The following is a 25,167-nucleotide window of genomic DNA, read 5'->3' as shown; positions in this document are numbered from 1 at the left end:
CAACGGAGTCGGCCATGAAGACCCTACCCAACATCCACCCCGGCGAAGTCCTGCTGGAAGAGTTTCTCACTCCGCTGGGCATCAGCCAGAACGCCTTGGCGCGTGCCGCGGCCGTCCCGCCGCGCCGCATCAACGAGATCGTCCTGGGCAAGCGCAGGGTGACCGCCGATACCGCCGTCCGCCTTGCAGCCGCACTGGGTACCAGTGAGCGGTTCTGGCTTGGCCTGCAGGCCGATTACGACCTTGAGGAAGCGCACCGCGCGCTGGGCGAGACGCTTGCACGGATCGATCGTATTGCGGCCTGAGCGCCTGCCCTGGGAGTTATCAGCCGCAAGCACCGATCACCCTGCAAGCATGTTCTGACCAGCACGTTGTGACCGGCAGGCGTATCCCGAGCGCGCCGATGCGGCGCGCTTGCTGCGGATGGGGGTACCGTAAGCCCCAACTTGGAGATTCGAGGGGGTGCCATGAACCAGGCTTGGTCCAGACGTGAGGTATTGGCTGCAATGGTTGCGGGCGCTGCCTACGCGGCGGTTCAGCCAGTCGTGGGCGCGCAGCCCGCATCACAGACAGGCGGCTTGCTCTTCCGCGACACCCTCCTGATCGACGGCACCGGTGCTCCCGGTCGCGCCGCGGATGTCCTCATCCGCGGCGACCGCATCGAACACATCGGCACGCTGTCCGCTCGCGAGCTGCGCGGCGTGCGCGTCATCGAAGGCGGCGGCCGCGTCCTCGCGCCGGGCTTCATCGACCTGCACACCCACGGCGACCCGCTGGAGGAGGCGTTCACCCCGTACCTCGCGATGGGCGTGACCACCGTGGTGCTCGGCCAGGATGGCGGCAGTCCGTCGCTGGAGGACAAGGGCACAGCCGCCGACAGCCTGTCGTCATGGATGGACGCGGTGGGCCGCGCCACGCCCGACATCAACATCGCGACCCTGTCCGGCCATGGTGCGCTGCGCCGCCGCGCCGGAATCGACGACGGCACGCGCCGGCCGTCGGACAAGCAGCTGGCGAGAATGCAGGCGATCCTCGAGCACGACCTGCGTGCCGGTGCCTTCGGCCTGTCCACCGGGCTGGAGTACGTGCCAGGTCTTTATGCGGAGACGCGCGAGCTCGCCAGCCTCGGCCCGGTGATCGCCCGCTTTGATGGCGTCGCGATGAGCCACATGCGCTCCGAGGATGCCGACGACGTGCGCGACTCCATCCGCGAGCTGGTCGCCGCCGCCGGCCCCGCACGCGCTCACGTCTCGCACCTGAAGATGGTCTACGGCAAGGGCGAGGCCACGGCCGAGGAACTGATCGCCTTCCTGCGCACCGTGCGCGGAGCGGGGCAGCCGCTGACCGCCGATGCCTACCCGTACGAGGCCAGCTACACCGGCGTCTCGATCCTGTTCCCCGAGTGGGCGCTGCCACCGACCGACTACGCCACCGTGCTGCAGGCCCGCCGCGACGAGCTGCGCGCCTACCTGCAGCAACGCATGGAAAAGCGCGGCGGCCCGTTGGCGCTGCTGTTCGGCACCGGCCCGCATGCCGGGCGCACGCTGGACCAGGTGGCGGCGCAGCGCGACCTGCCGTTCGCCGACGCGCTGATGGAAATCGGCCCTGGCGGCGGACAGGCCGCGCACTTCGTGATGGACCGTGCCCTGCAGGACCGTCTGCTGCTGGACCCGATGGTGGCGGTGGCGTCCGACGGCTCGCCCGGCGGCAGCCACCCGCGCGGCGCCGGCACGTTTGCCAAGTGGATCGAGGATTTCGCGGTCGGCACGTCGCGGGTGCCGCTGGAGGAAGCGGTGCGCAAAGCGACCGCCTTCCCGGCATCGATCCTTGGCCTGACCGACCGCGGCGTGATTCGCACGGGAGCGAAGGCCGACCTGGTGCTGTTCGACCCGGCCAAGGTGCGGGCGCACGCGGACTACGTGAGTCCGACCGCGATGGCTGAAGGGTTCGACTTGGTGGTGGTGAATGGTCAGCCAGCATATGAGGCCGGAGAGCCGATGGGGCGGGCAGGGCGGATGTTGCGGCGGGATGGTTGACCCGGGGAGCCTGGATCCGCCAAAAGCCCTTCCGCTGGAATGACGGCGACGCGTGGTCACGCGGAATCGCCGTTCTTGACACTTGCGCACGCCAACCCCACGCTACGAGCCGATCGAGACGTTCGTCACATAACCGGGCTGGCATCCAGCCACACGAACGGTCGATTCCAAACAGGGGAAAACATGAAGAAGACCAGACTGATGGCGGCCATGGCCGCTGTCACCGCGGGGGCCGTCCTGGCATCTGCCGGCGCGCACGCCCAGACCAAGCCGCTCCAGGTTTGGCAGCCACCACAGCACGAGGAGCCGGACCCGGCCAAGCGCGTGCCGGCAACGCCGCAGCAGGCACCGACCACGCAAAGCGCGTCGCAGCCGCAACCCGCCGCCGCGTATCCGCAGCCGTACACCGCCCCGCCAGCTCCTGCGCGCTACGAGGAAGAGCGTGGCGGCTTCTTCCTCGGCGTGCAGGGCGGCAAGGGTTGGGTGGTTGACGATGTCGATCAGTCCGCGCTTGCGGTCAATGCCGGCTACCGCTGGCAGGCCGGCGCAGTGACGCTGGTGGGTATTGAAGCGGCATCCGGCCGGCTGGACGAAACCCGGCACGATGGTTGGAGCTACAGCAAGGTCGAGTACGCCAGCATCGGCGCGACTGCCCGCTTCAACTTCGGCGCCACCAACCCGATCTACGGCTTGGTCCGCGCCGGCTATTGGACGGCTGACAACAATTACGGCATGGACGTCGATGGCGGCTACTTCGGTGTTGGTCTGGGTGTCGACATCACCCGCAACTTCAACCTGAGCGTTACGTACACCAACCACGTGTACTTCAACGATTACTACTGGGATGACGGCGAGTTCTACTACGACGCCAACCGCGCCGACACATTGATGTTCGGCGCCGAAGTCCGGTTCTGACGGCGCGAGGAAAATCTACTTCATCGAGTGCAACCCGAACAGGTTGCCCTCGGTATCAAATACCAGCGAGATGTTGCCGTACTCGCCAATCGACATCTTCTTGCGCTGGATGCGGCCGCCGGCAGCCTCGACGCGGCTTTCCTCCTGGGCGACGTCCTCGCAGTCGAAGTAGACCAGCGTGCTGTTGCCCCCGGACGGGGCGCCGTCCATCTTCACCAGCGTTCCTCCCGCGCCCATGCGGTCCATCTCTGCCGGGAAGGCCTTCATCTCGACCGTCGAGTCGTTCGGGTCGCCCAGCGGCGCCAGTTTCACCTGCAGCACGGCCTCGTAGAACCGCTGCGCGCGGGTCATGTCCTGCACGTAGATCTCGAACCAGACGATGGGGTTGGTTTTCATGGCGATATGCCTCGTGGGTTGGGTGGTGGAAAGAGGGCCTGTGCAGACCCTTCTGACATACGACGAACGGCGAGGGCAGGGATCGACATCAGGCCGTGGCTCGGCCCGTGTGTGGTGTGCGGATCAACGCGGTGAGGTCAAACCCCTGGGCCTGCGCGATCGACAGGTAGCGGTTGCGCGCGGCCTCGTCGAGTTGCGGGTCGCGTGCGAGCAACCACAGGTACTTGCGGTCCGGACTGCCGACCAGTGCGACGGTGTAGTCGTGCTCGAGCGCTATGATCCAGTAGTCGCCTTTGGTAAACGGGATCCAGCGCAGGCCGTCGGGCAGGAAGCTGACTTCCAGCCGGCTGCCGCTGTCGTCGGTGGCGGTGGCCTCTCCATCGGCCTCCTCGACCTCGCCGTCGCGGCGCATGCGGTTGCACACCCGCACCTTGCCGTTGTCCTGCAGCGTGTAGGTAGCTGAGATGTCGGTCGCGTCTTCGGGCTCGTGGCGCATGGGAAGGCGCGCCAGCTCGTACCAGGTGCCCATGTAGCGCTGGATGTCGACGCGGGGAGCGGTGGCCAGTTCGGGATGATTAGTCATGGGGAGGGCCGTGGGGAAGGGACCGTAAGAGGATCGCCGGATGAGTGTTAAGCGGTCGTGCCGGCGTAGTCGGCGAGGGCACCACATTGCACGGCGCCAGTTCAAAGGCTGGCCATTGCGGCTGGCGTCTCGACCGTGCCAGCCCGCGAGTTGTTAGCATCCCAGTCACCGCAGTCCAAGGGGAATGGTCGATGGCACTGGATGGAACCCGACACTCATGATCAAACCCAAGGTCAAGCGCAAGTTGCACCCGATCGTCCGGCTGGACTACATCGTCCGCCTATCGTGCTTCCCGCCGTTGATCGCGATCTTCTACGCGGTGTTCCATGCCAGCGGGCGATCCAGCCAGAACCTGATCATCCTGCTCGCGCTGTGGGGGCTGGTGTGGCCGCAGGTGGCGTACCTGCTGGCGCGTTTCAGCCGCGATTCCAGGCGCGCCGAACACCGCAACATGCTTATCGATTCGGTGTTGATCGGAGCGTGGGCCGCGGGTATGCATTTCAGCCTGTGGCCATGTGTCATGGCGCTTACGGCGGTCAATCTCGGAAATCTGGGGGTCGGGGGCGCCCGGCTCGCGGCGAGGGGCTGGGCGGGCATCGCCCTGGGCGTCATTGGTTGCGGGCTGCTGTTCGGGTTCGAGTTCAATTTCGATGCGCCACCGCTGCCGACCGCGGCGAGCATTGTCGGCATCTTCCTCACCAGTTCGGTGTTCGCCTTTCACTCGTACCTGCAGAGCAAGCGCTTCGTGCGTAGTCGCAAGTTGCTGGAAGAGCAGAACCTGGTGATGGAGGAGAAGAGCCAGCAGCTGGCCCAGGCCAAGGAGGAGGCGGAAGAGGCGAACCGCTCCAAGAGCGTGTTCCTGGCCAACATGAGCCATGAGTTGCGCACGCCGCTGAACGCGATCATCGGTTACAGCGAGCTGCTGGTGGAGGAGGCTACCGACATCGGCAACGATGCGCTGATCCCGGACCTGGACAAGATCCATATCGCCGGCAAGCACCTGCTCGGCCTGATCAACGAGGTGCTGGACCTGTCCAAGGTCGAGGCCGGCAAGATGGAGCTGTCGCTGGAACAGGTGGAGATCGGCCCGATGATGGAGGACGTTAAGAACACCACTGAACCGCTGGTACACCAGAAGCACAACCGCCTGGTGGTCGAGGCCGGCGAGTTGGGCAGCATGCTGACCGACGTCACCAAGGTGCGGCAGATCCTGTTCAACCTGCTCGGCAATGCCGGCAAGTTCACCGAGGATGGCACCATCCATTTGCGTGCACGTCGTGAGCCGGGTTCGTCGCGCGACTGGATCGTGTTCGAGGTCGAGGACACCGGTATCGGCATGACGCCGGAGCAGCAGTCGCGGGTGTTCGAGCCGTTCGCGCAGGCCGATGCGTCGACCTCGCGCAAATACGGGGGCACTGGCCTTGGGCTGGCGCTGACCCGCCGCTTTGCCGAGATGCTCGGCGGCAGCATCGGCATGCGCAGCAGCGAGGGCGTCGGGACTACGTTCACCGTGCGTATTCCGGCGAGTGCCGAGGTGGCTGTGGCGGGGCCGGACGACGAGACGCCCCTTGTATCGCCCGGGGCGTCGACGACGGTGGCGAGTGCCGGCACCGTCCTGATCATCGATGACGACGGCGCCGGCGCCGAGGTCATCGGCCGCATGCTGGGGCGCGAGGGTTACCGCGCGGTGCCGGTCGGCAATGGCGAGGACGGCCTGCGGCTGGCGCGTGAACTGCAGCCGGACCTGATCCTGCTCGACGTGCTGATGCCCAATGCTGACGGCTGGAGCGTGCTGTCGCAGCTGAAGGCTGATCCAAAGCTGGCCCGGATTCCGGTGATCATGATTTCCGTCACCCGTGACAAGAGTCTCGGCTTCGCGCTCGGCGCGGTGGACTATCTGGTCAAGCCGGTCGATCAGCAGACTCTGGTGCGCGCGCTGCACAAGCACCTTGCCGGCAGTCCCGGCCGTCCGATCCTTGTGATCGACGACGATGAGACCACGCGCAGCATGTTGCGCCGGTTGCTGGAGCGCCAGGACTGGAAAGTGGTCGAGGCGGTCAACGGACGCGATGGCCTGGCCAAACTCCAGGAGGTACGTCCGGCCGTGGTACTGCTGGATTTGATGATGCCGGAGGTTGACGGCTTCGGCTTCCTCGACGCGCTGCACGAGCAGGGGCTGAGCGGCAGCGTGCCGGTGGTGGTGCTGACCGCCAAGGAGCTGACCCGCGCCGAGCAGCAGCGCCTGGCCAGCCACGTGCAGGCTGTGATCGAGAAAGGCAGCTACACGCAGAGCGAGCTGGAGCAGGAAGTGCGTCGCGCCATCGAATCGCGGCCGGTCAACCCGTAGCCCTCCTCCACACCATTGGATTGTGCCGACGATGAAGATCCTGCTGGTTGAAGACAACGAAATGAATCGCGACATGCTGTCCCGGCGCCTCAAGCGTCGCGGCTACGAGGTGGCCATCGCCATCGACGGACAGGCCGCGCTGGACAGGGTGGCCAGCGAGATGCCGCAACTGGTGTTGATGGACATGAGTCTGCCGGTGATAGACGGCTGGGAAACCACGCGGCGCATGAAGGCCGACCCGCGCACCGCAAACATCCCGATCATCGCGTTGACCGCGCACGCAATGATGGAGGACCGCGAGCGCGCGCTGGCCGCCGGCTGCGACGATTTTGATACCAAGCCGGTCGACCTGGAACGGCTGGTCGGCAAGATCGAGGCGCTGGCCGGTTCCGCGATGCCGCCATGACAACCTCGCCGCCGCCCACTGGTGCGTCCGTGTTCCTTGCCTCGGGAATGGCCGACCTCGCCGGGCTGATGGAATTCGTCGACCGCGCCTGCCGCGATGCCGGTGCCAATGACGACATGCAGTTCGCGGTGCGGCTGGCCGTCGAGGAGGCGTTTTCCAACATCATCACGCACGGTTATGGTGGCCAGGAGGGCCCGGTCGCGGTCAGTATCGATGCAGATGCGCGGCGCCTTGCCGTCACCCTGGTCGACCAGGCACCGCTGTTCGATCCGGCCGACGCGCCGGCAGCGGATGTGAAGGCCTCGCTGGATGAGCGCGAAATCGGCGGCCTTGGCTGGCATCTGGTGTATCAATTCATGGACGAAGTCGCGCATTCGCCCAATGGGGCGCGTGGTAACGTTTTGGTGATGGTCAAATTCTTTCCGGGCGCGGATGCCCGGTAATGGGAGCAGGTCTGTGGAAATCGATATCCAGCGGCGGGACCATGTCTCGGTCGTCGCCATCAGCGGCAGCGTCGACAGCCTGACCGCCGAGACGTTGCTGGCCGCATTGCACGAGCATGTCAGCGCGGGCAATGCCTACCTGGTCGCCGATCTCAGCGCGGTCGAGTACACCAGCAGCGCCGGCTTGCGCGCGCTGCTGGCGACGGTCAAGGAAGCGCGCAGCAGCGGCGGCGACCTGCGTCTGGCCGACATCAATGCGCAGGTATTCAAGGTGCTGGAACTGAGCGGTTTCACCACCATCCTGAAGCTGTACGACAGCGTGGACGCTGCGGTGGACAGTTACGCAGCGCTGGCACCGCAGTAGCCGGGACAGTTCACCAAGGGGCGGGGGAGGCCATGGACGCAACAACAACCAGGAAGAAGCGTGTCGCACTGGTGATCGGTGCCGGTAGCGTCAAGTGCGCCGCCGCGCTGGGCTTGTGGAAAGTGCTCAAGCGCGAAGGCATCGACATCGACATGCTGGTGGGCTGCAGCGGTGGCAGCCTGTACGCGGCGACGATGGCGCTGGGCTACGACGTGGAGACCAGCGAGCGGCTGACGCGCGAACTGTGGACCCCGGCGATCACCAAGCGCCGCGACATGCGCTCCATCCTCGGCGCCTTCATGCCGAAACTGTTCGGTTTCGACGGCCACTTCGGCATGGTCCATGGCGAGCCGATGATGCGCGCGCTGGAAGGGCCGTTCGGCGGGCGCGACTTCGCCGACGCGACGATACCGCTGCACATCGCCGCGACCGCCCTGGACAATGGCGAGCGCGTGGTCCTGAGCAAGGGCAGCGTGCGCGACGCGGTGCGCGCCAGCATCGCCATCCCGTACATATGGAAGCCGATGTGCATCGACGGACGCTGGTTGCTGGATGGCTGCATGTCCGACCCGCTGCCGATCGACATCGCCATCCGCGAGGGCGCCGATGTCATCTTGGCGATGGGCTTCGAGAGCCCGTATCCGAGCCGCATCCGCTCGGCCACGCGCTACGCGTTTCAGGTCAACAGCATCTATACCAACAACCTGCTGCGCGCCAATTACGCATTCCACAACCTGGCGCACCACGCCGAGATCATCCCGATGCTGCCGGACTTCGACCGCCCGATACGGTTGTTCGACACCGACCAGTTCCCCTACGTGATCGAGCAGGGGGAGCGCGCGGCCGAGGCGCAACTCGGCTACCTGCGCAAGGTGCTGGACCGGGCCGATGCCTGAGCCGGTGGCCAGCGACGCGCCGGTGCCGGCTGCCGGCGCGGCGCGACGGCCGCGGCTGGCGGTGGTGGTCGGTTCCGGCGGCATCAAGTGCGTGGCCGCGATCGGTATGTGGAAGGTGCTGCGTCGCGAAGGCATCGACGTCGACATCGCGGTCGGCTGCAGCGGCGGCGCCCTCTACAACGCGACGATGGCGCTGGGCATGTCCATCGCCGAAGCCGAGGAGCACAGCCTTGGGTTGTGGGGCGGGCTGTTCAGGCAACTGCACTACCGCTCGCTGGTACGCAGCGTGCTGCCGAGCTGGTTCGGCTTCAACGAGCGCTCGGGCCTGGTCAACGACCGCGCGGTGGGCGACGCCATGCGCACGCTGTTTGGCGATGCCACCTTCGCCGACACGCAAATGCCGCTGCACCTGGCGGCGACCGACCTGCACAGCGGCGAGCGCGTCGCCCTAAATACCGGGCACATCGGTGATGCCGTCCGTGCCAGTATCGCCATCCCGCTGCTTCTGCGGCCCTGGCCGGTCGGCGGGCGCTTGCTGGTCGACGGCGGCCTGTCCGATCCATTGCCGGTCAGCATCGCGATCCGGGAAGGGGCCGAGATCATCCTGGCGATGGGGTTCGAGACGCCACCGACCGAGCGCCTGAACTCGCTGCTCGGGGTCGGAGGGCAGTCGATCTCCATCACCGTCAACCACCTGCTGCGTGCCACCTATGCGTTCTATAGCGCCGCGCACCACGCGGAGATCATTCCGCTGATGCCCAGCTTCGATCAGCCCGTGCATATCAACGACACCCACCTGATCCCGCACCTCATCGAACAGGGCGAGCGTGTCACCGAGGCGCAACTGCCGTACCTGCGCCGCCTGCTGGCGGCGGGCAGCGTGGCGCGGGGTGCATCGTGACCGCAGTGTTGCCGGCTGCCGTCGAGCCGGCGCACATCCTGGTGGTCGACGACAACGAGGCCAACCGCGACCTGCTGGTACGACGTTTGCACCGCCAGGGGCACAGCACGGAGATGGCCGCCGACGGTCGCGAGGCGCTGGACATGCTCCGGGTGCGCGCGTTCGACCTGGTGCTGCTCGACATCATGATGCCGGTCATGAGCGGCTACGAGTTGCTCGAACACCTCAAGGCGGATGAGGTCCTGCGGCACCTGCCGGTGATCCTCATCTCGGCGCTCGACGATACCGACAGCATCGTCAAGGGCATCGCCATGGGCGCCGACGACCACCTGCCCAAACCGTTCAACCCGCACATCCTGCGCGCGCGGGTGGGGGCCAGCCTGGCCAGGAAACGCCTGCACGACCGCGAGCAGATGCATGCCCGCAGCCTGGAGCGCGAGATGGACATCGCGCGCGACATCCAGTCAGGTTTCCTGCCCGATCGATTGCCGGCCACCGCCGACTGGGACCTGGCGGCCTGGTTCCAACCGGCGCGGCGCGTGGGTGGTGATTTCTATGACGCCTTCGAACTGCACGGTGGCCGCCGTATCGCGATCGTGGTGGCCGACGTGTGCGACAAGGGCGTGGGGGCGGCGTTGTTCATGGCACTGTTCCGCAGCCTGGTGCGCGCGCTGGCTGAACGCATGCTCAGCGTCGACGGCGACCCGATGATCGAGGTGCGGCAACTGGTCGACAGCGTCAACGACTACATCGCCCGCACGCACAGCAGCGCCAACATGTTTGCCACGCTCTTCCTCGGCACCCTGGACCCGGCCAGTGGCAAGCTGGTGTACGTCAATTGCGGACACGAGGCCCCCATCGTGTGCGGCCCTGCCGGCGTCCGCGCGCGACTGCCACCGACCGGTCCGGCCGCGGGCATGTTCCCGGCCATGACGTTCCACGCGCGGCGCGAAACACTGGCCGTAGGCGAAACGCTGGTCGCATTCACCGACGGCGTCACCGATTCGCGCGATGCCGATGGTGTGATGTTTTCGGAACCGCGACTGTTGGCGCTGCTGTCACCCCCACCCGGTTCCGCACAGGCCACCGTCGAACACATCCGCAACGCCGTGCAGGCGCATGCGCGCAACGTGGCCCCGTTCGACGACATCACGCTGTTTGTCGCGCATCGGAATCAGGGAGAGATCTGAACAATCCGGCGTTTGCTCGTCATCCCCGCACTGTGCTCGTCCCCCGCACTGTGCTCGTCATCCCAGCGAAGGCGGGGATCCATGGGCTTTGATCAATCCAGGTCCGGCAAGCTTGTCACCTGGCGTTGTTGTGCGATGTGCATCCTGACCTCTGTCTTCCTGTTGTGGAATTAGCTTATGCCCCTGCGAAATGCACTCCTCCTGCTGAGCCTGTGTCTGTGCGTGCCCGCGCTGGCGTCATGCAGCGATCAACGCAGTCCGTCAGACGGTGGCAGCGTTGGCGGTGACACCGTCGGTGTTGCAGACGATGCCGCCCACGAAATCAGCCCGGACGTTCAGGCGGCAGCGGATGCGTCGATGGTCCCGGCCACGGAGGGACCGACACATGGCGGCGACGGGTCGCAGATCGCGTTGCAGCCGTTGAGCGCCGACCAGTTGGACGGCGTCGATCTGCCAGGCGAGCTGGCCTGCAGTTTTGCCGATGCCGGCGGCGCCACGCTGCTGTTGGCGCGTGCCGATGTATTACCCGACGGGATGGTCCGCGGCGTGCTGAATAACAACGGGTATGCGGAGATGCTGGGCAACGGCCGGGCGGGTGGATTCAACGACCTGGCTGATGGCATCACCCTGTCTGGCAAGGGCCTTGTGGTGGAGCTCCAGCGCGGTGAGTCACGCCCCACCGGCAACGAGGCGACGCAGCATGTGGCAACCCTCAAGGTGCAGCGCGCCGACGGCGCTGAGCGGATCTACGATGGCACCCTGACGTGCGGTCCCTGAAAGCGCTGCTGACCGTCGCCGAGGCGTTCGCGGCGAGGCCGGTAGCCGGTACCGCCGCCTCGTGTTTGTGACGGCGCCTCCACGCCCGGGCGGCTAACATCGGTGGTCCGGTGCCTGGAGCGTTGGCGATGCAACTTGAAGGATCCTGTCACTGCGGCCAGGTGCGCTTCCGCTGCCAAGCGTACGCGCCGGTGCCGTTCCTGCACTGCTACTGCTCGATCTGCCGCAAGACCGCGGGCGGCAGCGGCGGCGCCGTCAATCTTGGGGCCCGCGCCGACACGCTTGAGGTTGAAGGCCGCGAGCACGTGGGTGTCTACCGCGCCCGGATCCGCGAGGACGATGACAGCTGCCGCGTCAGTTCGGGGCGTCGGCATTTCTGCATGGCCTGCGGTAGCGCACTGTGGTTGTTCGACCCGCAGTGGCCGGAACTGGTGCACCCCCACGCGTCGGCCATCGACACGCCGCTGCCGGAGGCTGGTGAGCGGGTGCACATGCTGTTGGACTCGAAGGCAAATTGGGTCGAGGTGCCGGACGGACCGCATGATATCCACTTCGACGGTTTCCCCGACGAGTCGCTCGAGGACTGGCATCGACGCCATGGTGTACTGGGCGATGGGGCGCCGGCATCCTGATTGGGTGGTCCTTCAGCTGCCCAACAGCCGTGTCCGCACGAAATCCCCGTACATCGGATCCTCGTCCTCGAAGATCTCGGGGTCGAGCAGGTAGGCGCGTGTGAGTTCGTCGGCTGCGCGCTCCTCGTCGCCCAGCTCCAACTGGCACTGGCCAAGGCGCAAGTGCAGGAAGGGGTTGCCGATGGCGTCCGGGCAGTGCATGGCGCTGCTCAGGTTGTCGCGGCCGGCCTCGAAGTCCCCCGCCTGGAAGTTGGCGTCGCCGATGGCGGCCAAGAGCCAGGTGGCGGCTTCCCATTGGGGCTGTGGCTCGGGCAGCAGCCCCCATGCGGCCCAGTAACACTCGAGTGCGGAGGTAAAGTCGCCTGCCTCGGCGAGATCGTCGCCTTTGGCGCTGAGTGCTTCGATCTGCGCGTGGATGTCGTCGTCCAGTTCCATCATGTCGTCTTGCGGGGAAACGGCCATGTTCGCTGCCAAAGTTTGCAGTTGTACGACGATGGTGGCTGCACCGTCTGCAGCGCAGCTGTCACATTGAGCGGCCATGCTGCGGAATGCCCATGTACACGGTCACGTTGTCCAGGCTGATCGCAACCACCGCTGCCAGGCGGGCAGCGGTCCTCGCCGTGCCGCTGCTGTTCGCCGGCTGCATCGGTGGCCAGGACCATGCGGAGATCCGCGCCGAGGCGCTCCAACGCGGCGGTGGGGCAGAGCCCTTCCTGGTGCGCGAGGCAGAGGCCGCAGTTGCAGCCCGGCTGTCAGCCGAGGCCGGAACCCTGGTCCTCGCCTCGATCTCGATTGCGCCGGATCATCTGGCCCTGGTCGCCGCGGACCCGCGTACACCCGGCAACTGGGACCGCTATCGATATGCCAGTGGCCGGCTGGGTGAGCCCAGGCCCGTGAGGGCGCGGCCCGGCGCGGCGGCCGGGTTCCGGCTTGGCGAATTCCGGGCGTTGGATCGCCTGCCGACGCTGGTTGCCGACGCCCGTGCGCGGATCGGGTTTGCCGAGGGCCAGTTGGGGACCGTGGAAATCAAGCCCGCGGCGAACCCGAACGCGGACGAGGGGCGCAGGCCCGGTCCGCGCCTTTGGGTTCGTCTCACTGATCCGCGTCGAGGCACAGCGGCGCAGCAGTACGACGCCGAGGGCAGGCCACTGTGAAGCGCCTCGCGCCTTCCGATCGGGCGTCTTGGCCAGCGATCGCGGCGATGGCGGCAGCGGCGTCGGTGGTGGCGGCCGTATTTCTGGTCCTCATCCTGTGGGTGGTCTGGCCGGGCGCGATGGCCTATGCCGCACCGCTGGCCTGCCCGACCGGGTTTCCCGACCCGTTCGTGCTGGAGGAGGTCTACAGCTTGCCCGGCGAAACCCGGTGGACGTGGTCGCTGGTTTGCATGTCCGCGCACGGCGCGATGTACCGCCCCGGATCGACCATCCCCTGGGCGCTCGGCGTCGCCATCCTGTGGTTGCCGTGCATGGCCATCTCCCTTGCCGTGGTGGCGCGCAGCGGGGTGGCGCTCCACGCTTCGGATGATGTCGGGGGGTTGCACTTCTGAGGGATGGTGCCGCAGTGGACTGGGAACAGGGCCAGAACGGAACGAACTGCGTGGTTGTGAGCGTCATCCACGTCGTTCTTACTTCTGCCGCGGCATCTCCAGCCGGGAGCCGGCCTCGCGGATGCCGCCGCGCAGCTGACCGATGCGTTCGACCAGCGCCCGTGCCGCGTTGCGGCTCTCCTCGAGCGGGGCCCGGTCGTCATCCAGCGCGTCGTGGCTGGTGGCGTAGGGCGCGTAGTAGCCGATGTAGCGATCGACCTGCGACAGCGCGCCGGCGTCGACCAGGCCCATGCCGCGGAGCCAGTCGGCGAGCGCGTGGCGCACGGTCTGGGTGCCTTCGCTGTCGCCGTGCACCACCAGCGCGAACGCGCGTCCGGCGAGGTGTTGCGGGTAGTCCCAGCCGTCGAGCTCCAGCTGCTTGGCGAGCTTCGGGTCCTTGCCCTGGGTGGAGGTGGGGTCGACGTTGCCGCCGTCCGCACAGACCAGACGGTCCATCATCAGCTTCAACGGCGAGGTGGCGTGGTTCCAGTGCACCGGCGTCAGGATCATTACGCCGTGCGCCTCGGCCCAGCGCGGGTAGATCTCGCTCATCCAGTCGTGCTGCTGCCCCAAGGCGTGGTTGGGGTAGCACGAGCAGGGCCAGTGGCACAGCGGCATGGCGGTGGACACGCAGCCCTTGCAGGGATGAATGGTGCGGCCGTACTCGGAGGTGAGGCGGTTGAGCTCGAGTACGTCGCATTCGGCGCCAGCTTCGGTCGCGGCATCGCGCGCGGCCTCGAGAAGGCGCCAGGTCTTGGACATCTCGCCAGGGCAGGTGTGTTCGCTGCGGGGCGAGGCGCAGACCAGCAGGATGCGGTCGGGCGCTTGCGGGTCGCGCTGGCGCGCCTCGGCGGCGCGGATGGCATCGCGGGTGGCGCGCCACTCGTCCGACAGGTCGTAGCCAGGGTCCTGGAAGCCGGGGCCGGCGGGATGCGAGCGGGGCGCTTTGCGTCCTTCGTCGTAGGCCTCCCATGCGACGGCGGCGAGCCGGTCTATCGCGTCGCGGTAGGCATCGAACGCCGGATCGAAAAACGCATGGCGGTAGCGCTGCTCGAACTGCTCGCGCGTGAGCTTCGGGTCAGGCTGGCCGGTGCGCGGTTCGGGCGCCTGGGTTGCGTTGTCGGGCATGGGATCCTCGTGTCCGCGGTCAATGCGCTGCGGGAGCGCTCCGCTGAGGGGTATCGATCAACGGGCCGAAGTCGTAGCCCAGTGCCTGCGCGGTGGCGAGGTAATCCTGCCGCGTGCCTGGACAGCGCTGCAGATCGATGGCGGGGACGGTGGCAGGTTCGTCGTGGTGAGTCATGCGGGGATCCCGGCTTGGGGTGAGGAACATGTAACCCACCGGCGATGAAGCATATGCATACATGCGCCCGGTACCTTCGGTGATCACCGCGTCCTGAATGCGCCGCCGGAACGCGTCTATCGCGCCTTCCTCGACGCCGACGCCATCGCCAAGTGGCTGCCGCCGAACGGCTTCACCTTCAAGGTCCACCATCTCGACGCGCAGGTCGGGGGCAGTTACCGCATTTAGGGCGACGCCTGACGCGAAGCCGGGTACCCGCGCCGCTCCATGATCTGTAGCACCTCGTCGACCGGCAACGCGCCGACCTCATGCCCGTCGCGGCCGGTCATCGTCTCGGCGTGGAACAGCGAGTTGAGGATGGCTTCCTCGGTCGCTTCAATGGCAGCCATGAACAGCGGCGACATGGCGTCGTTGCGCAGGACGGCGATCTCGCGCAGCGGGCTGTCGGATTGGTAGGGCACGCGCACCGATTCGCTGGCCGAGAACGCGATCACGTAGTCGCCGCTGCCATTGGACGCGATGCCGCCGGTCCGGGCCAAACCGAGCATCGCGCGCTTGGCCAGCCGCTCCAGGTTGCGTGCGTCCAGCGGCGCGTCGGTGGCGACGATGATCATGCAGGAGCCGTCGGGCGAGTCGTTGAGTTCGTCGCTCAGGTAGTACTTGCCCAGCGACTTGCCGATCTGCACGCCGTCGACGCTCAGCACGCCGCCGAAGTTGGTCTGCGCGAGTACACCGACGGTATGGCCACCGAGGTTGTCGGGCAGCTTCCGCGACGAGGTGCCGATGCCGCCCTTGAAGCCGAATGTGACCGTGCCGGTTCCGGCGCCGACGTTGCCTTGCGCGACCAGACCGCTGGCGGCTGACTCGATCGCCTCCAGCACGTCGCGCCTGGTGACATGGCGTCCGCGGATGTCGTTGAGGTAGCCGTCGTTGGTTTCCCCGACGACCGGATTGACCGAGCGCACGTCGTCGTTGCCGGGGAAGGAGAAGGCGTGGTCGATCAGCGCGTCCGCCGCGACCGGCACGCTGAGGGTATTGGTCAGGATGATCGGTGTCTCGAGGGTGCCGAGCTCCTCGATCTGCGTCGTTCCGGCGAGCTTGCCGAACCCGTTACCGACATACACCGCGGCCGGAACCTTGGCCTGGAAGATGTTGCCGGCATGCGGCAGGACTGCGGTGACGCCAGTGCGGACATCGTCGCCACTCACCAGCGTCTTGTGGCCGACCTCGACGCCCGGCACGTCGGTGATCGCGTTCCACTGCCCCGGCTGCAGCACCCCGATGGTGATTCCGTACGCGCGCAGGTTTTTCTGTTGCGCATCTGCGGGCGTCCATGCAGACAGCAGCAAGGCAACGACAAACAGGCGAAAACACATGGTTGATTCCCTCGCGGAGTGCTTGGGCACAACGATACTAGTTGTTCTCCAGCAGCGGCTTGCGCGGCAGTCGCTCCTCGCGCATGGCGGCGTGGTAAACGAATGACGCGACGATGGCCGCGGCCTGTTTTAGGTCCTCCGGCTCGACGTGGTCCCAGGTGTCCAGGTCGGTGTGATGGACGTTGCTGAAGTAGTCCAGATGGTCCTGGATGAACTGGAAGCCGGGCAGGCCGACCTGATCGAAGGATATGTGGTCGGTGCTGCCGGTATTGCGCGTGGTCACGGTGGTGGCGCCGACGTCGTGGAATGGCGCCAGCCAGGCCTGGAAGATCGGCACCGCCGCCAGGTTTTCCTGCGCGTAAATGCCGCGGAAGCGACCTGAGCCATTATCCATGTTGAAGTAGGCGGAGAAACGATCGTAATCGCGCGTCTTCCGTAGCGGGCCGGTCGGGTCCCGCAGCGACGACGGCAGGGCTTTCTGCCCGGGGTCGGTGGGCTCGGGGTAGGCGGCGAAATGGTCGGTGACGTAAGCCCGCGACCCCACCAGCCCCTGCTCCTCGCCGCTCCACAATGCGACGCGGATGGTGCGGTCGGGCTTCGCGTCGACGGCCTTGAGGATGCGCATGGCTTCCATCATCACCGCGACGCCGGCCGCATTGTCGGCCGCGCCGGTTCCGGTGTGCCACGAGTCCATATGGGCACCGAGCATCACGATTTCATTGGCCTTGCGGCCGGTGCCCGGGATCGAGGCAATGGTGTTGTAACCGGGCTGGTCGGTCTCGTCGGTGAAGCGCGCCTCTACGTTGACCCGCAACCTGACCGGCTGTTCGCGCTCGGCCGCGCGCGCGAGCTGGTTGTAGTGCTCGGCCACCATCACCAGTGCCGGCACGCCGACCGATTCGCCGGCCTTGCGCGAGCCACCGCCGGTGGCACGAATGATGCCGTTGTCCCGGCTGCTGATGCTCAAGGTGGCCAGCACGCCTTCGTCGACAAAGAACTTGTTGCTGGCCTTGCTCAGTGCCAGGCGTTTGGTGTACTTCTTGATCCGCTCGGCGCGATCTTCCTTTTTGTCCTCGGGTACGGCGAATACCTCCAGCTCGACCAGACCGCTGTCCTCGTGGCGGCTCGAATCGGGCTTGTCGCCGCGTTTGTAGTCGCGTGCTTCATCCAGCAGCAGGATCTTGCCCGCCAGCTTTCCCTTGTACTTGTCCAGGTCGGCCAGCTTCTTGATGGTGACGGCCATTACCTCGCCGTCGACCGGTCCGTCGGTGCCCGGGGTCCACGCCTCAGGCAGCGCATGCAGTGGCAGCGTGCGCGGACTGAGCATCTGCACGCTGGCGTTGTTGAACTCCCAGCCACGGCCGAAGTCATCGAAGGCTTCGTCGTGGACGTCAGCCAGGCCCCAGTCGGTGAATTGCTCGCGGGTCCAGGCATTGGCCTGGGCCATCTGGGGGGAGTTGGTGAGCCGCGGGCCGATGGTTTCGGTCAAGTGGCTGAAGGTCGCCATCACCTGCGAACGGTGGAAAGCCTCCTGTCGGATGCGGTTGACCATGTCCAGGTCCACCGGCTCCTGGGCCACGGTCACGCCGTTGACTCCCAGACCCATCAACAACACGCATATCGGCAACAGGCAGCGATTGATCACTTCATTCCCCAAAGAGTTGGCGCGACATTGAAGGGTTGAAGTTTAGGGGGCCACGCTTCCATGCTCGCCGGCCTTTAGTCATGCGGCCGTTGCATGCTCACGACCCTACGCCTTGGCTACTGCGTGCTGGGCGTCGGACGGATCCGGCAGGTCATCGGCGAACGACGACGGGCGACCCAGCAGGTAGCCTTGCCCGAGTTCGCAACCCAGTGCGATCAAGATCCGGTGCTGTTCTTCGGTTTCTACGCCCTCGGCGACTACCACCATGTCCAACGCCCGGGCCAGTGCGATGACCGCCGACACCACCGGCGCGGTGTTGCTCTGCTTGCCGAGTGCGGCGAGGAATGTCCGATCGATCTTGAGCATTCGCAGCGGGAAGGTGTGCAGGTAGCTCAGCGATGAGTATCCGGTACCGAAGTCATCCAGCGCGGTCCGGACTCCCGAGGCCAGCAGGTGGTCCAGTACTGCCCGCATGTGTTCAGGGTCGTCGAGCAGCGAACCCTCGGTGATCTCGATCACCAACTGCGTCGGTGACATGCCGGTATGCGAGACCAGCCGCAATAGACGTTTGGCGAAATCCTTTTGGCGCAGGTGGCGCGGGGCAACGTTGATGGTCAGATAGGTGTCATCGTCCAACATCGCCATGTGGGTCATGCTGCGTTTGAACACGCGCCAGTCGATTGCCTGGATCAGGCCGCTGTCCTCGGCGACCTGAAGGAAGTCGCCGGGACACAGGACGCCGCGCCGCGGATGATTCCAACGCAGCAATGCTTCGTGGCCGACCACCTTGCCATCGGTCAAACGCACGATCGGTTGCAGGTAGGGCTCCAGTTGATCCAGCTGCAGCGCTTGGCGCAGCTCGCCTTCGATCGTCAACACGTCGACGGCCGACCGCTGCATCGAATCGTCGAACATCTGCCAGCGCTTGCGACCCAGCGCCTTGGCGCGATACAGGGCGGCGTCGGCGTCGCGTATCAGCTCATCGGCCTGGGTGTAATTTTTGTTGCCGATCGCGATCCCGATACTGGCCGACGGTTCCAATGTGCGGCCGGCGATCTCCATCGGCGCGGTGATCAGGTCCAGTACCCGCTGGGCGACGGCCGTCGGCGTCGACCGCGGACTCCCGCCATCGGGCGGGATGTCATTCAGCAGCACCGCAAACTCGTCTCCCGACAGCCGCGCCACCAGGTCCGGCTTGCGTACCGATGCCTGCAGCCTGCATGCGATCTCGCGCAGGAACGCGTACCCGGCCAAGTGTCCGAGACTATCGTTGATGACCTTGAAGCGGTCGACATCGAGGTACAGCAGGGCGCAACGACGCTTGGGCTGGCCCGCCATCTGGGCCAGCGCCGCCTCGATCCGTTCGCGCAAATGGCTGCGGTTGGGCAGTCCCGTCAGGGCATCGTGCATGACCTCGTGGCGCAATTGCCGCTGGATCCGCTCGCGCTCGCGAATCTGCTCTCGCAACTCGAGGGTGCGTTCATCGACCCGGTCTTCCAACTGTTCGTAGGCTTGCTGGCGGAACCGGGCAACGCGGCGACGATGCAGGCTATTGGCGATCTGGGAGGCAACAAAGCCCAGCAGCTCCTGGTCGGGCAGGCTATAGGAAACCGCCGGATCGTAACTCTGTACCGCGACCAGGCCGATGGTCTCGTCGCCGGAAATCAGCGGTACGCCAAGCCAGCTTTCCGACGGGACGCCGAAGCCGGGATGGTGCTCGATTTCGCCCCTGCGCTCGAGTTCGCGCAGCAACGTCGCCGTCGCCAGCAACGGCTGGCGGGTGCGCAGCACGTACTCGCTCAGCCCGCGCGCCAGTGGTCGGCTCATCGACCAGTCTTTGGAGTGCGGGTCGACGTGATAGGGAAACTCGAGCATCGAGCCGTCGTCGGACAACAACGCTATGAAGAGATTTTCGGCGTTGAGCAGCTGTCCGATGATGCCGTGGATGCGCCGGTAGAACTGATTCTCGTCGATGTCATCGACGGCGAGTTGGGCGACCTGGAACAGTGCCGTCTGCAGTTGCTGGGTGCGCTCGCGCTCGGCCACCTCGAACTGCAGGTCGCAGTTGGCCTGCGCCAGCTCCTGGGTCCGCAGTTTGACGCTGCGCTCGAGCAGCTCTGTGCTGCTTTTCCGTTCCAGCGTGGTCAGGATGTGACTGGCGACGAATTCCAGCAGGGTTTGGTTGGCCTCGCTATACCCGATACCCGGCTGGTAGCTCTGGACCACGATGGCGCCATGGGCGACGCCCTCGCGCAGCATTGGCACCCCCAACCAGGCCGGGCTGTCGGAGCCGACCAACCGCATCGGTCCGCTGGCCTGGGCCTTGAGGCGCTCATTGTCTCCACGCAGCGCCTTTCGATCACGAATGACGTACCAGGTCGCGGAATGCTCGACTTCGTCCAGGGGGAGCTCATCGAACGGCTGTGGATCCTTGACGTCCGCGAAGTAGATCAAGCGCAGGGTATCGAGTTCCAGGTCGCGCATGACGATGAAGAAATTCTCGGCATGCATCAACGTGCCGACAATGCGATGGATACCTCGCAGAACCTCGGCCATGTCACGGTCGGACCCGGCGAGCTCGGAGATCGCGAACAACGCCCGCTGGACCTGCTCGGACAATTGCAGCCGGACCACCTCGCCCTCCAGCTCGGACATCCGCAACCGGTTATCGAGCTTGCGGTCGACAACCCGCAGTGCCGAAGCCAACTGCGACGTGATGGCACCGACGTCGACGCTGGGCGCCAGTTCCAGCAGCATCACCGCAGTACTTGCGGGCAGGGGAATCGCAAGGTGGCGGCCATCGGCACTGGTGCTGGGCGCTCCCGTCGCGCCCGCGTCATCCATCAGTGCGAGTTCCCGCGGGTCGGGGGCGGGCACTTGGTCGGCCATCGGCGGCGCGAAATCGAGCTCCCAAAACAGCCTTGCCCGGCGGACGCCAGGCAGGCTGCCGGCCAGCCCGACCAGCACCGATGCCACTTCCAGCACGCTCACGGCTTCCACCATGCGTGTCCGCCAGTCCGCCGCGTTACCGGCGGCCCCCGGCAACGTGCCTGGAAACCAACTGTCGAACATGGGACATCCGTGACCGGTCGGAAATGCCGGTGCGCATGTTCTATCGGCCGTGCCGGAGGATTCTTTAGGGTTGCCGCGATTGATATCGCAACTGGGTAACGGCAGGGCGCGGGCGTGAATGACGGCCCGGCGTAGGTCGGTCAGCCAGCGGCCTTGCTTGCGGCCTTGTCGGCGGCGGTGCTTGGCTTGCGCTTGGAATTGCCCTTGGAGCGGAATGCGGTGACGTTGGCTCGAAGCGGCGTATTGCCGAGGACTTCGATACGGCCGCCGCCCTTCTTGAATGCCGCGAGCTGGTCGGCGATGTGGTCGCTGGTGATGCTGCGGTTCTGGTTCTTGTTCTTGCTGCTGTTGGAAGCGAACAGGTGTGACGGATTATTGGACTTGCCGGCGTTCTGGCTGGACATTGCTGCTCCTTGTGCGGGTCCGCCGTGGCAGGCATCTGGCGCGCCACGGCGTGACGTTCGGCGAAGGGCGTTCGACGCCCTTCGCGGATCGATGGCTTTCTTCCTTCCCCGGCACGGCTGAGGCGTGCGACAAGGCCCAGAGATACGGGCAAGAGGGGGAGGGAAGGCGCATCATACAGAAACGTCTGTGAACAAGAAGTTATGTTCGCCTAAGTTCGGCGAAAATTACTGCGTCAGCGCGAAGTCGATCGCCGCACGAACGGCCGCTACCTGCGCGGCGTTGCATTGTGCCGCCGTTGCCTGTGGGCTGTCGGGGTAGACCTCGGTGGTCGTCTTGTACGGCGCGTTGGTGATGCTGGCGCACAGGCCGAGTTGCTTGAGTGGGTAGGCGATGACTCCCGGGCCGACCATGGGCGAGCCTATGAGTTCGCCGTTGCTGTCCGCCGGTGCAATGTGGGTGACTTTCGCTACCGCATCGATCACGGCCTGCTGGAACCCGGGCTGCGGGTTCTCGCTGTCGTCGACCAGGTAAAAGCCGTCGGGGATCTCACCCGGTTCGCTGCTGACGCCGTCGCGAGCGGCCAGTGCCGGGCGAAACTCGGACTCGTCGGTATCGGTGGTTTCATGCAGGTCGACATGCACCAGGACGCGGTCGCGGAAGGGCGCGACCAAACCCATGAGCGCGGCCGACTCCTGCGCCGGGCTGTCGTCGCGGAACGAGCGGTTCGGGTCGACCGCATCCTTGTTCCAGCGGTGGATCATCTCGTAGGCCCAGGGGCTGACGCATGGGGCGACGACAAGGTTGACGCGGCCCTCATAGCTGGCGGCATGTTGGTCGACAAACTGCAACGCCCCATGCACGCCGCTGGTTTCGTAGCCGTGCACGCCGCCGGTGACCAGCGCGCAGGGGAGGTCGTCGCGCCAGTTGCGGGTCTTGATCGCAAACAGCGGGAATTTGTCGGGGTGGTAGTCAAGCTGGCCGTACTGCACCACATCGAAACGTGTCCGCAGGGTCTCGATGACGCTCAGCACGTCCGCTTCGTAGCTGCGCTTGGGAGTCTGCTGCGACAGCCAGGTCGCCACTTCGGCCGGCCCCCAGGGCTGGCCTGGCGTGCCGATCGGATAGGGTGCGGGGGTCTTCGTCATGGTGCTCGTTTCGCGATGGCTAAAGGGGGTAAGGCACTGTAGCACTGGCCCAAATGACCCGAAAAACCGAAGATGGCGCGAACCGGCCGATCAAAAAGCAAGGCGTGGCACATCCGAATCTTTAGCCGTCAACCGATGGATCGCGAGATCCTGCGCCTTGCCGTTCCGGCGTTCGGTGCGCTGGTGGCCGAGCCGATGTTCCTGCTGACGGATTCGGCAATGGTGGGGCATCTGGGCGAGGTGCCACTGGCCGGTCTCGGACTGGCGAGCGTCATTCTGCAAACCATCATCGGCCTCATGGTGTTCCTCGCCTACAGCACCACGCCTGCGGTGGCCCGATGGCTGGGCATGGGCGACACACAGCGTGCGGTGGCGGTGGGTATCGACGGGTTGTGGTTCGCGTTGGGCCTTGGCATCGTCCTGGCGGGCGCAGGTTGGGTTGCAACGCCCGGTCTGGTGGCCGCATTCGGTGCGGACGCTGGCGTCAACGCTGCGGCGGCCACCTATCTGGGCATCTCGATGGCCGGTATCCCGGCGATGCTGCTGGTGTTTGCCGGCACCGGACTGCTGCGCGGACTGCAGGACACGCGTACGCCGCTGATCGTGGCGGGCGGTGGGTTTGCCGCCAATATCGTGCTCAATTACTGGTTCATCTACGGCCTTGACCAGGGCATTGCGGGTTCCGCCGCCGGCTCCGTGGTGGCGCAATGGGCGATGGCGGCGGTCTACCTGGCCGTGATCGGCCGCCACGCGAGACGGGAGGGTGCCAGCGTATGGCCCAAGCGCGCCGGGATCATGCTGGGTGCGACCTCGGGTGGCTGGCTCTTCCTGCGCACAGTCACCATGCGCATCGCCATGGTGCTGGCGGTGTACGTGGCGACCGGCCTTGGGTCACCGCAGTTGGCGGCCTTCCAGGTCGCGATGACGATTTTCGCAACGCTTGCCTTCGCGCTGGATGCGCTGGCGATTGCTGCCCAGGCATTGGTGGGTCGAAGCCTGGGGGCGGGTGATGTTGCCAGCGTCAAGGCGATCCTGCGTCGCTGCCTGGAGTGGGGCGTGCTCGCGGGTGTCGTGCTCGGAGTACTGCTGATTGCCACCAGCGGTGTGCTCGGCCGCGTTTTTACCAATGCGGAGGAGGTCTCGTCATTGCTGCCGCCGACCCTGATCATTCTCGGCCTCTCGGTTCCGCTGGGCGCCGTTGTGTGGGTGCTGGATGGGGTTCTCATTGGCGCCGGTGACCTTCGTTACCTGGCCATCGCCGGGGTCATCAACCTGGCGGTGTTCGTGCCGCTGGCCGGTGCCGTCCTGGTGGCCGCGCCGTCGGGTGCGTCGGGGCTGGCGTGGCTGATGGCGGCATTTGTCTTCGGCTTTCTTGGTGCGCGGTTGGTCACGCTGGGTCTGCGCGCCCGTCACGACCGCTGGATGATCGTCGGCGCGCGATAGGCGACACCAAAGCTCCGAGGGACGATGACGTGCGCTGGGGACGGGCGAACTCGGGGGTTGTTGACGGTAAGATGCGGTTGGTTCCGATTTTTCCTCTCCATGATGCCAACGCCATTGCTTCTGCTTGCGGGTATTGCCGCGGTGCTTGTCGCCGGCTTTGCGTTATGGGCGGTTCGTCGGCGGGCAGCAGCGGCGCCTGTGTCCGGATCGATCAGGACGGCTGTTGAGCGCGCAGGCAACCGGCCCGATATCGGCGCTGAGGAGAGCGCGGATGAACGCAGCGGGGTGCCTGACCGGGACTATCCCGAGGACCGTGAGGTACTCCATCAGCTTTACGCCATTGCATTCGACGCCACGACGTTCAGCCGCGGCGCGGTGGTGGCCGGCTCTGCACACGCCGCTGTGGTGGCGCGATCGGTATCGCTGCTGCAAAAGATCGAGACACAACCGCGCTACACGCCCCGCCGGCCGCAGGTGCTGCCGCAGTTGATGCGTACCGTCAATGATCCCAAATCCTCCGGACGGATGATGGCGGACATCATCGGCAAGGATCCGGTGCTGGCCGGGAACCTTTTGCGCATCGCCAGCAGCCCGCTGTATTGCGTGCAGTCCCGGCCGGTGGAGGACTTTACCCATGCCGTGGCGATGGTTGGCACCGATGGCATCCGCCACCTGATCGCGGCGGCGGTGATGCAACCGGTGATGGGGACGAGCGACGTTGGCGCGTTTGCTGCCTTTGCGGACCTGATCTGGGAGTACACGTTGCTGTCGGCGGCCGCGGCGACCGATCACGCAAAGCTGGTCGAGCGTGACGATGCGTTCGCCGCGCAGCTTCTGGGCCTGTTGCAGGGGCTGGGCTTGATCATCGTCGGCAGGGTGGTACGCGACCAGTACAACCGGCAACCGGGGTTGGTTCCGGATGCGGATGTGGTCACCGCACTGCTGGATGCATGGGCGGCTCCGGCGGCGTTTCGGGTTTCAGGGACGTGGGAGCTGCCGCCACGGGTTTGTCAGGCGTTGGATCACTCTCGCCATGGGGTTACGTCTGACTCGCTGGGTCGGTCATTGCGGTTCGGGAGACTGGTCGGCGCGCTTGCCCTGCTGTGCAAGCACGGCCGAATGGATGAGACGCATGCGCTGGCGATGCTGGCGTCGGTTGAGCCCCGGCAGCATGCGACAGCCGATATCTGGAAGCGCGTGCGCCGAAGCGTCGATTCCGCAGGATGATCCGGCCACTGACCAACGCGTCGGCTGGGGCGATGCGCGAGTAGGCGTGTTGCGGATACAGGTGGCGACGGGTTGCACTT

General features: G+C 66.0%; 25 protein-coding genes and 1 pseudogene. 17 read left to right on the top strand and 9 right to left on the bottom strand.

Going from position 1 to position 25,167, the window contains the following annotated elements:
* Window positions 1-14 precede the first annotated feature (14 nt).
* The 3 genes from ACW7G0_RS07420 (at window position 15) to ACW7G0_RS07410 (ending at window position 2,951) form a co-directional block, all read left to right on the top strand.
* A complete protein-coding gene (locus tag ACW7G0_RS07420; protein ID WP_456988710.1) occupies window positions 15-305 on the top strand; it encodes a HigA family addiction module antitoxin in 291 nt (96 codons plus the stop codon).
* Window positions 306-467: 162 nt separating this feature from the next.
* The gene (locus ACW7G0_RS07415) at window positions 468-2,036 is read left to right on the top strand and encodes an N-acyl-D-amino-acid deacylase family protein (protein WP_456988709.1); all 1,569 of its coding nucleotides are present in this window, start codon (window positions 468-470) and stop codon (window positions 2,034-2,036) included.
* A gap of 183 nt (window positions 2,037-2,219) precedes the next feature.
* Window positions 2,220-2,951, top strand: a complete 732-nt coding sequence (locus ACW7G0_RS07410) for a hypothetical protein (protein WP_456988707.1) — start codon at window positions 2,220-2,222, stop codon at window positions 2,949-2,951.
* 15 nt (window positions 2,952-2,966) lie between these two features.
* On the opposite strand, the gene ACW7G0_RS07405 is transcribed toward ACW7G0_RS07410, so the two are convergent.
* Window positions 2,967-3,347 (bottom strand): VOC family protein, encoded by a 381-nt coding sequence (locus tag ACW7G0_RS07405; protein ID WP_456988705.1) that lies wholly within the window; start codon window positions 3,345-3,347, stop codon window positions 2,967-2,969.
* Window positions 3,348-3,435: 88 nt separating this feature from the next.
* Window positions 3,436-3,930 (bottom strand): lipocalin family protein, encoded by a 495-nt coding sequence (locus ACW7G0_RS07400; protein WP_456988703.1) that lies wholly within the window; start codon window positions 3,928-3,930, stop codon window positions 3,436-3,438.
* Window positions 3,931-4,147: 217 nt separating this feature from the next.
* Between ACW7G0_RS07400 and ACW7G0_RS07395 the strand changes: the two genes are divergently transcribed.
* The 9 genes from ACW7G0_RS07395 to ACW7G0_RS07355 all read left to right on the top strand — a co-directional run bounded on the left by ACW7G0_RS07395 (window position 4,148) and on the right by ACW7G0_RS07355 (window position 11,886).
* Complete coding sequence (locus tag ACW7G0_RS07395; RefSeq protein ID WP_456988701.1) at window positions 4,148-6,277, top strand: response regulator; 2,130 nt, start codon at window positions 4,148-4,150, stop codon at window positions 6,275-6,277.
* 31 nt (window positions 6,278-6,308) lie between these two features.
* A complete protein-coding gene (locus ACW7G0_RS07390) occupies window positions 6,309-6,683 on the top strand; it encodes a response regulator (protein WP_456988699.1) in 375 nt (124 codons plus the stop codon).
* 47 nt (window positions 6,684-6,730) lie between these two features.
* Complete coding sequence (locus ACW7G0_RS07385) at window positions 6,731-7,126, top strand: ATP-binding protein (protein WP_456988697.1); 396 nt, start codon at window positions 6,731-6,733, stop codon at window positions 7,124-7,126.
* Between the two features lie 13 nt (window positions 7,127-7,139).
* Window positions 7,140-7,490, top strand: coding sequence for an STAS domain-containing protein (locus ACW7G0_RS07380; protein WP_456961240.1), 351 nt, complete (start codon window positions 7,140-7,142; stop codon window positions 7,488-7,490).
* 32 nt (window positions 7,491-7,522) lie between these two features.
* On the top strand, window positions 7,523-8,386 hold the full coding sequence (locus ACW7G0_RS07375; protein ID WP_456988695.1) for a patatin-like phospholipase family protein: 864 nt from the start codon (window positions 7,523-7,525) through the stop codon (window positions 8,384-8,386).
* Entirely contained in the window at window positions 8,379-9,287 is a 909-nt protein-coding gene (locus ACW7G0_RS07370) for a patatin-like phospholipase family protein (protein WP_456988693.1), read from the top strand. The genes ACW7G0_RS07375 and ACW7G0_RS07370 overlap by 8 nt, the downstream gene beginning before the upstream one ends.
* Window positions 9,284-10,477, top strand: coding sequence for a PP2C family protein-serine/threonine phosphatase (locus ACW7G0_RS07365; protein WP_456988691.1), 1,194 nt, complete (start codon window positions 9,284-9,286; stop codon window positions 10,475-10,477). The genes ACW7G0_RS07370 and ACW7G0_RS07365 overlap by 4 nt, the downstream gene beginning before the upstream one ends.
* 177 nt (window positions 10,478-10,654) lie before the next feature.
* Complete coding sequence (locus ACW7G0_RS07360) at window positions 10,655-11,254, top strand: hypothetical protein (protein WP_456988689.1); 600 nt, start codon at window positions 10,655-10,657, stop codon at window positions 11,252-11,254.
* Window positions 11,255-11,382: 128 nt separating this feature from the next.
* Window positions 11,383-11,886 carry a GFA family protein gene (locus tag ACW7G0_RS07355; RefSeq protein WP_456988687.1) on the top strand — a complete coding sequence of 168 codons (504 nt, stop codon included), beginning with the start codon at window positions 11,383-11,385 and terminating at the stop codon, window positions 11,884-11,886.
* A gap of 12 nt (window positions 11,887-11,898) precedes the next feature.
* On the opposite strand, the gene ACW7G0_RS07350 is transcribed toward ACW7G0_RS07355, so the two are convergent.
* Entirely contained in the window at window positions 11,899-12,348 is a 450-nt protein-coding gene (locus tag ACW7G0_RS07350; protein WP_456988685.1) for a tetratricopeptide repeat protein, read from the bottom strand.
* 92 nt (window positions 12,349-12,440) lie between these two features.
* Between ACW7G0_RS07350 and ACW7G0_RS07345 the strand changes: the two genes are divergently transcribed.
* Window positions 12,441-13,040 carry a hypothetical protein gene (locus ACW7G0_RS07345; RefSeq protein WP_456988683.1) on the top strand — a complete coding sequence of 200 codons (600 nt, stop codon included), beginning with the start codon at window positions 12,441-12,443 and terminating at the stop codon, window positions 13,038-13,040.
* Window positions 13,041-13,108: 68 nt separating this feature from the next.
* The gene (locus tag ACW7G0_RS07340) at window positions 13,109-13,432 is read left to right on the top strand and encodes a hypothetical protein (protein WP_456988681.1); all 324 of its coding nucleotides are present in this window, start codon (window positions 13,109-13,111) and stop codon (window positions 13,430-13,432) included.
* A 78-nt stretch (window positions 13,433-13,510) separates the two neighbouring features.
* Here the strand turns inward: ACW7G0_RS07340 and ACW7G0_RS07335 are convergent, their stop codons facing one another.
* A complete protein-coding gene (locus tag ACW7G0_RS07335) occupies window positions 13,511-14,599 on the bottom strand; it encodes a flavodoxin family protein (protein ID WP_456988679.1) in 1,089 nt (362 codons plus the stop codon).
* Between the two features lie 226 nt (window positions 14,600-14,825).
* On the opposite strand from ACW7G0_RS07335, the pseudogene ACW7G0_RS07330 reads away from it, so the two are divergent.
* Window positions 14,826-14,999: pseudogene (locus tag ACW7G0_RS07330) on the top strand (SRPBCC domain-containing protein); the annotation flags it as partial.
* Here ACW7G0_RS07330 and ACW7G0_RS07325 read toward each other — a convergent pair.
* The 5 genes from ACW7G0_RS07325 to ACW7G0_RS07305 all read right to left on the bottom strand — a co-directional run bounded on the left by ACW7G0_RS07325 (window position 14,999) and on the right by ACW7G0_RS07305 (window position 22,417).
* Complete coding sequence (locus ACW7G0_RS07325) at window positions 14,999-16,150, bottom strand: DmpA family aminopeptidase (RefSeq protein WP_456988677.1); 1,152 nt, start codon at window positions 16,148-16,150, stop codon at window positions 14,999-15,001. The pseudogene ACW7G0_RS07330 and the gene ACW7G0_RS07325 sit on opposite strands and share 1 nt — an antisense overlap.
* Window positions 16,151-16,187: 37 nt before the next feature.
* Window positions 16,188-17,756, bottom strand: coding sequence for a M20/M25/M40 family metallo-hydrolase (locus tag ACW7G0_RS07320; protein ID WP_456989478.1), 1,569 nt, complete (start codon window positions 17,754-17,756; stop codon window positions 16,188-16,190).
* 144 nt (window positions 17,757-17,900) lie between these two features.
* On the bottom strand, window positions 17,901-20,867 hold the full coding sequence (locus ACW7G0_RS07315) for a bifunctional diguanylate cyclase/phosphodiesterase (RefSeq protein ID WP_456988675.1): 2,967 nt from the start codon (window positions 20,865-20,867) through the stop codon (window positions 17,901-17,903).
* A gap of 140 nt (window positions 20,868-21,007) precedes the next feature.
* Window positions 21,008-21,271, bottom strand: coding sequence for a hypothetical protein (locus ACW7G0_RS07310; RefSeq protein WP_456988673.1), 264 nt, complete (start codon window positions 21,269-21,271; stop codon window positions 21,008-21,010).
* A 225-nt stretch (window positions 21,272-21,496) separates the two neighbouring features.
* On the bottom strand, window positions 21,497-22,417 hold the full coding sequence (locus ACW7G0_RS07305; RefSeq protein WP_456988671.1) for a M14 family metallopeptidase: 921 nt from the start codon (window positions 22,415-22,417) through the stop codon (window positions 21,497-21,499).
* A 135-nt stretch (window positions 22,418-22,552) separates the two neighbouring features.
* Between ACW7G0_RS07305 and ACW7G0_RS07300 the strand changes: the two genes are divergently transcribed.
* Both ACW7G0_RS07300 and ACW7G0_RS07295 read left to right on the top strand, forming a co-directional pair.
* Complete coding sequence (locus ACW7G0_RS07300) at window positions 22,553-23,860, top strand: MATE family efflux transporter (protein ID WP_456988669.1); 1,308 nt, start codon at window positions 22,553-22,555, stop codon at window positions 23,858-23,860.
* 99 nt (window positions 23,861-23,959) lie between these two features.
* Window positions 23,960-25,087, top strand: a complete 1,128-nt coding sequence (locus ACW7G0_RS07295; RefSeq protein WP_456988667.1) for an HDOD domain-containing protein — start codon at window positions 23,960-23,962, stop codon at window positions 25,085-25,087.
* The last annotated feature ends 80 nt before the right edge of the window (window positions 25,088-25,167 follow it).

Source organism: Lysobacter sp. A286 (genome assembly GCF_054052105.1).
Note: the sequence above shows the minus strand (reverse complement) of the source record. Positions and strands in the feature narration are given on the sequence as shown.

Excerpts from the sequence above, each read along its gene's own strand:
- ACW7G0_RS07355 (WP_456988687.1), top strand. The coding sequence starts at position 11,383 with ATGCAACTTGAAGGATCCTGTCACTGCGGCCAGGTGCGCTTCCGCTGC.
- ACW7G0_RS07385 (WP_456988697.1), top strand. The coding sequence starts at position 6,731 with ATGGCCGACCTCGCCGGGCTGATGGAATTCGTCGACCGCGCCTGCCGC.
- ACW7G0_RS07310 (WP_456988673.1), bottom strand. The coding sequence starts at position 21,271 with ATGTCCAGCCAGAACGCCGGCAAGTCCAATAATCCGTCACACCTGTTC.
- ACW7G0_RS07335 (WP_456988679.1), bottom strand. The coding sequence starts at position 14,599 with ATGCCCGACAACGCAACCCAGGCGCCCGAACCGCGCACCGGCCAGCCT.
- ACW7G0_RS07400 (WP_456988703.1), bottom strand. The coding sequence starts at position 3,930 with ATGACTAATCATCCCGAACTGGCCACCGCTCCCCGCGTCGACATCCAG.
- ACW7G0_RS07305 (WP_456988671.1), bottom strand. The coding sequence starts at position 22,417 with ATGACGAAGACCCCCGCACCCTATCCGATCGGCACGCCAGGCCAGCCC.
- ACW7G0_RS07345 (WP_456988683.1), top strand. The coding sequence starts at position 12,441 with ATGTACACGGTCACGTTGTCCAGGCTGATCGCAACCACCGCTGCCAGG.
- ACW7G0_RS07415 (WP_456988709.1), top strand. The coding sequence starts at position 468 with ATGAACCAGGCTTGGTCCAGACGTGAGGTATTGGCTGCAATGGTTGCG.
- ACW7G0_RS07320 (WP_456989478.1), bottom strand. The coding sequence starts at position 17,756 with ATGGGTCTGGGAGTCAACGGCGTGACCGTGGCCCAGGAGCCGGTGGAC.
- ACW7G0_RS07390 (WP_456988699.1), top strand. The coding sequence starts at position 6,309 with ATGAAGATCCTGCTGGTTGAAGACAACGAAATGAATCGCGACATGCTG.
- ACW7G0_RS07410 (WP_456988707.1), top strand. The coding sequence starts at position 2,220 with ATGAAGAAGACCAGACTGATGGCGGCCATGGCCGCTGTCACCGCGGGG.
- ACW7G0_RS07315 (WP_456988675.1), bottom strand. The coding sequence starts at position 20,867 with ATGTTCGACAGTTGGTTTCCAGGCACGTTGCCGGGGGCCGCCGGTAAC.
- ACW7G0_RS07295 (WP_456988667.1), top strand. The coding sequence starts at position 23,960 with ATGATGCCAACGCCATTGCTTCTGCTTGCGGGTATTGCCGCGGTGCTT.
- ACW7G0_RS07325 (WP_456988677.1), bottom strand. The coding sequence starts at position 16,150 with ATGTGTTTTCGCCTGTTTGTCGTTGCCTTGCTGCTGTCTGCATGGACG.
- ACW7G0_RS07300 (WP_456988669.1), top strand. The coding sequence starts at position 22,553 with ATGGATCGCGAGATCCTGCGCCTTGCCGTTCCGGCGTTCGGTGCGCTG.
- ACW7G0_RS07370 (WP_456988693.1), top strand. The coding sequence starts at position 8,379 with ATGCCTGAGCCGGTGGCCAGCGACGCGCCGGTGCCGGCTGCCGGCGCG.
- ACW7G0_RS07375 (WP_456988695.1), top strand. The coding sequence starts at position 7,523 with ATGGACGCAACAACAACCAGGAAGAAGCGTGTCGCACTGGTGATCGGT.
- ACW7G0_RS07420 (WP_456988710.1), top strand. The coding sequence starts at position 15 with ATGAAGACCCTACCCAACATCCACCCCGGCGAAGTCCTGCTGGAAGAG.
- ACW7G0_RS07350 (WP_456988685.1), bottom strand. The coding sequence starts at position 12,348 with ATGGCCGTTTCCCCGCAAGACGACATGATGGAACTGGACGACGACATC.
- ACW7G0_RS07405 (WP_456988705.1), bottom strand. The coding sequence starts at position 3,347 with ATGAAAACCAACCCCATCGTCTGGTTCGAGATCTACGTGCAGGACATG.
- ACW7G0_RS07360 (WP_456988689.1), top strand. The coding sequence starts at position 10,655 with ATGCCCCTGCGAAATGCACTCCTCCTGCTGAGCCTGTGTCTGTGCGTG.
- ACW7G0_RS07395 (WP_456988701.1), top strand. The coding sequence starts at position 4,148 with ATGATCAAACCCAAGGTCAAGCGCAAGTTGCACCCGATCGTCCGGCTG.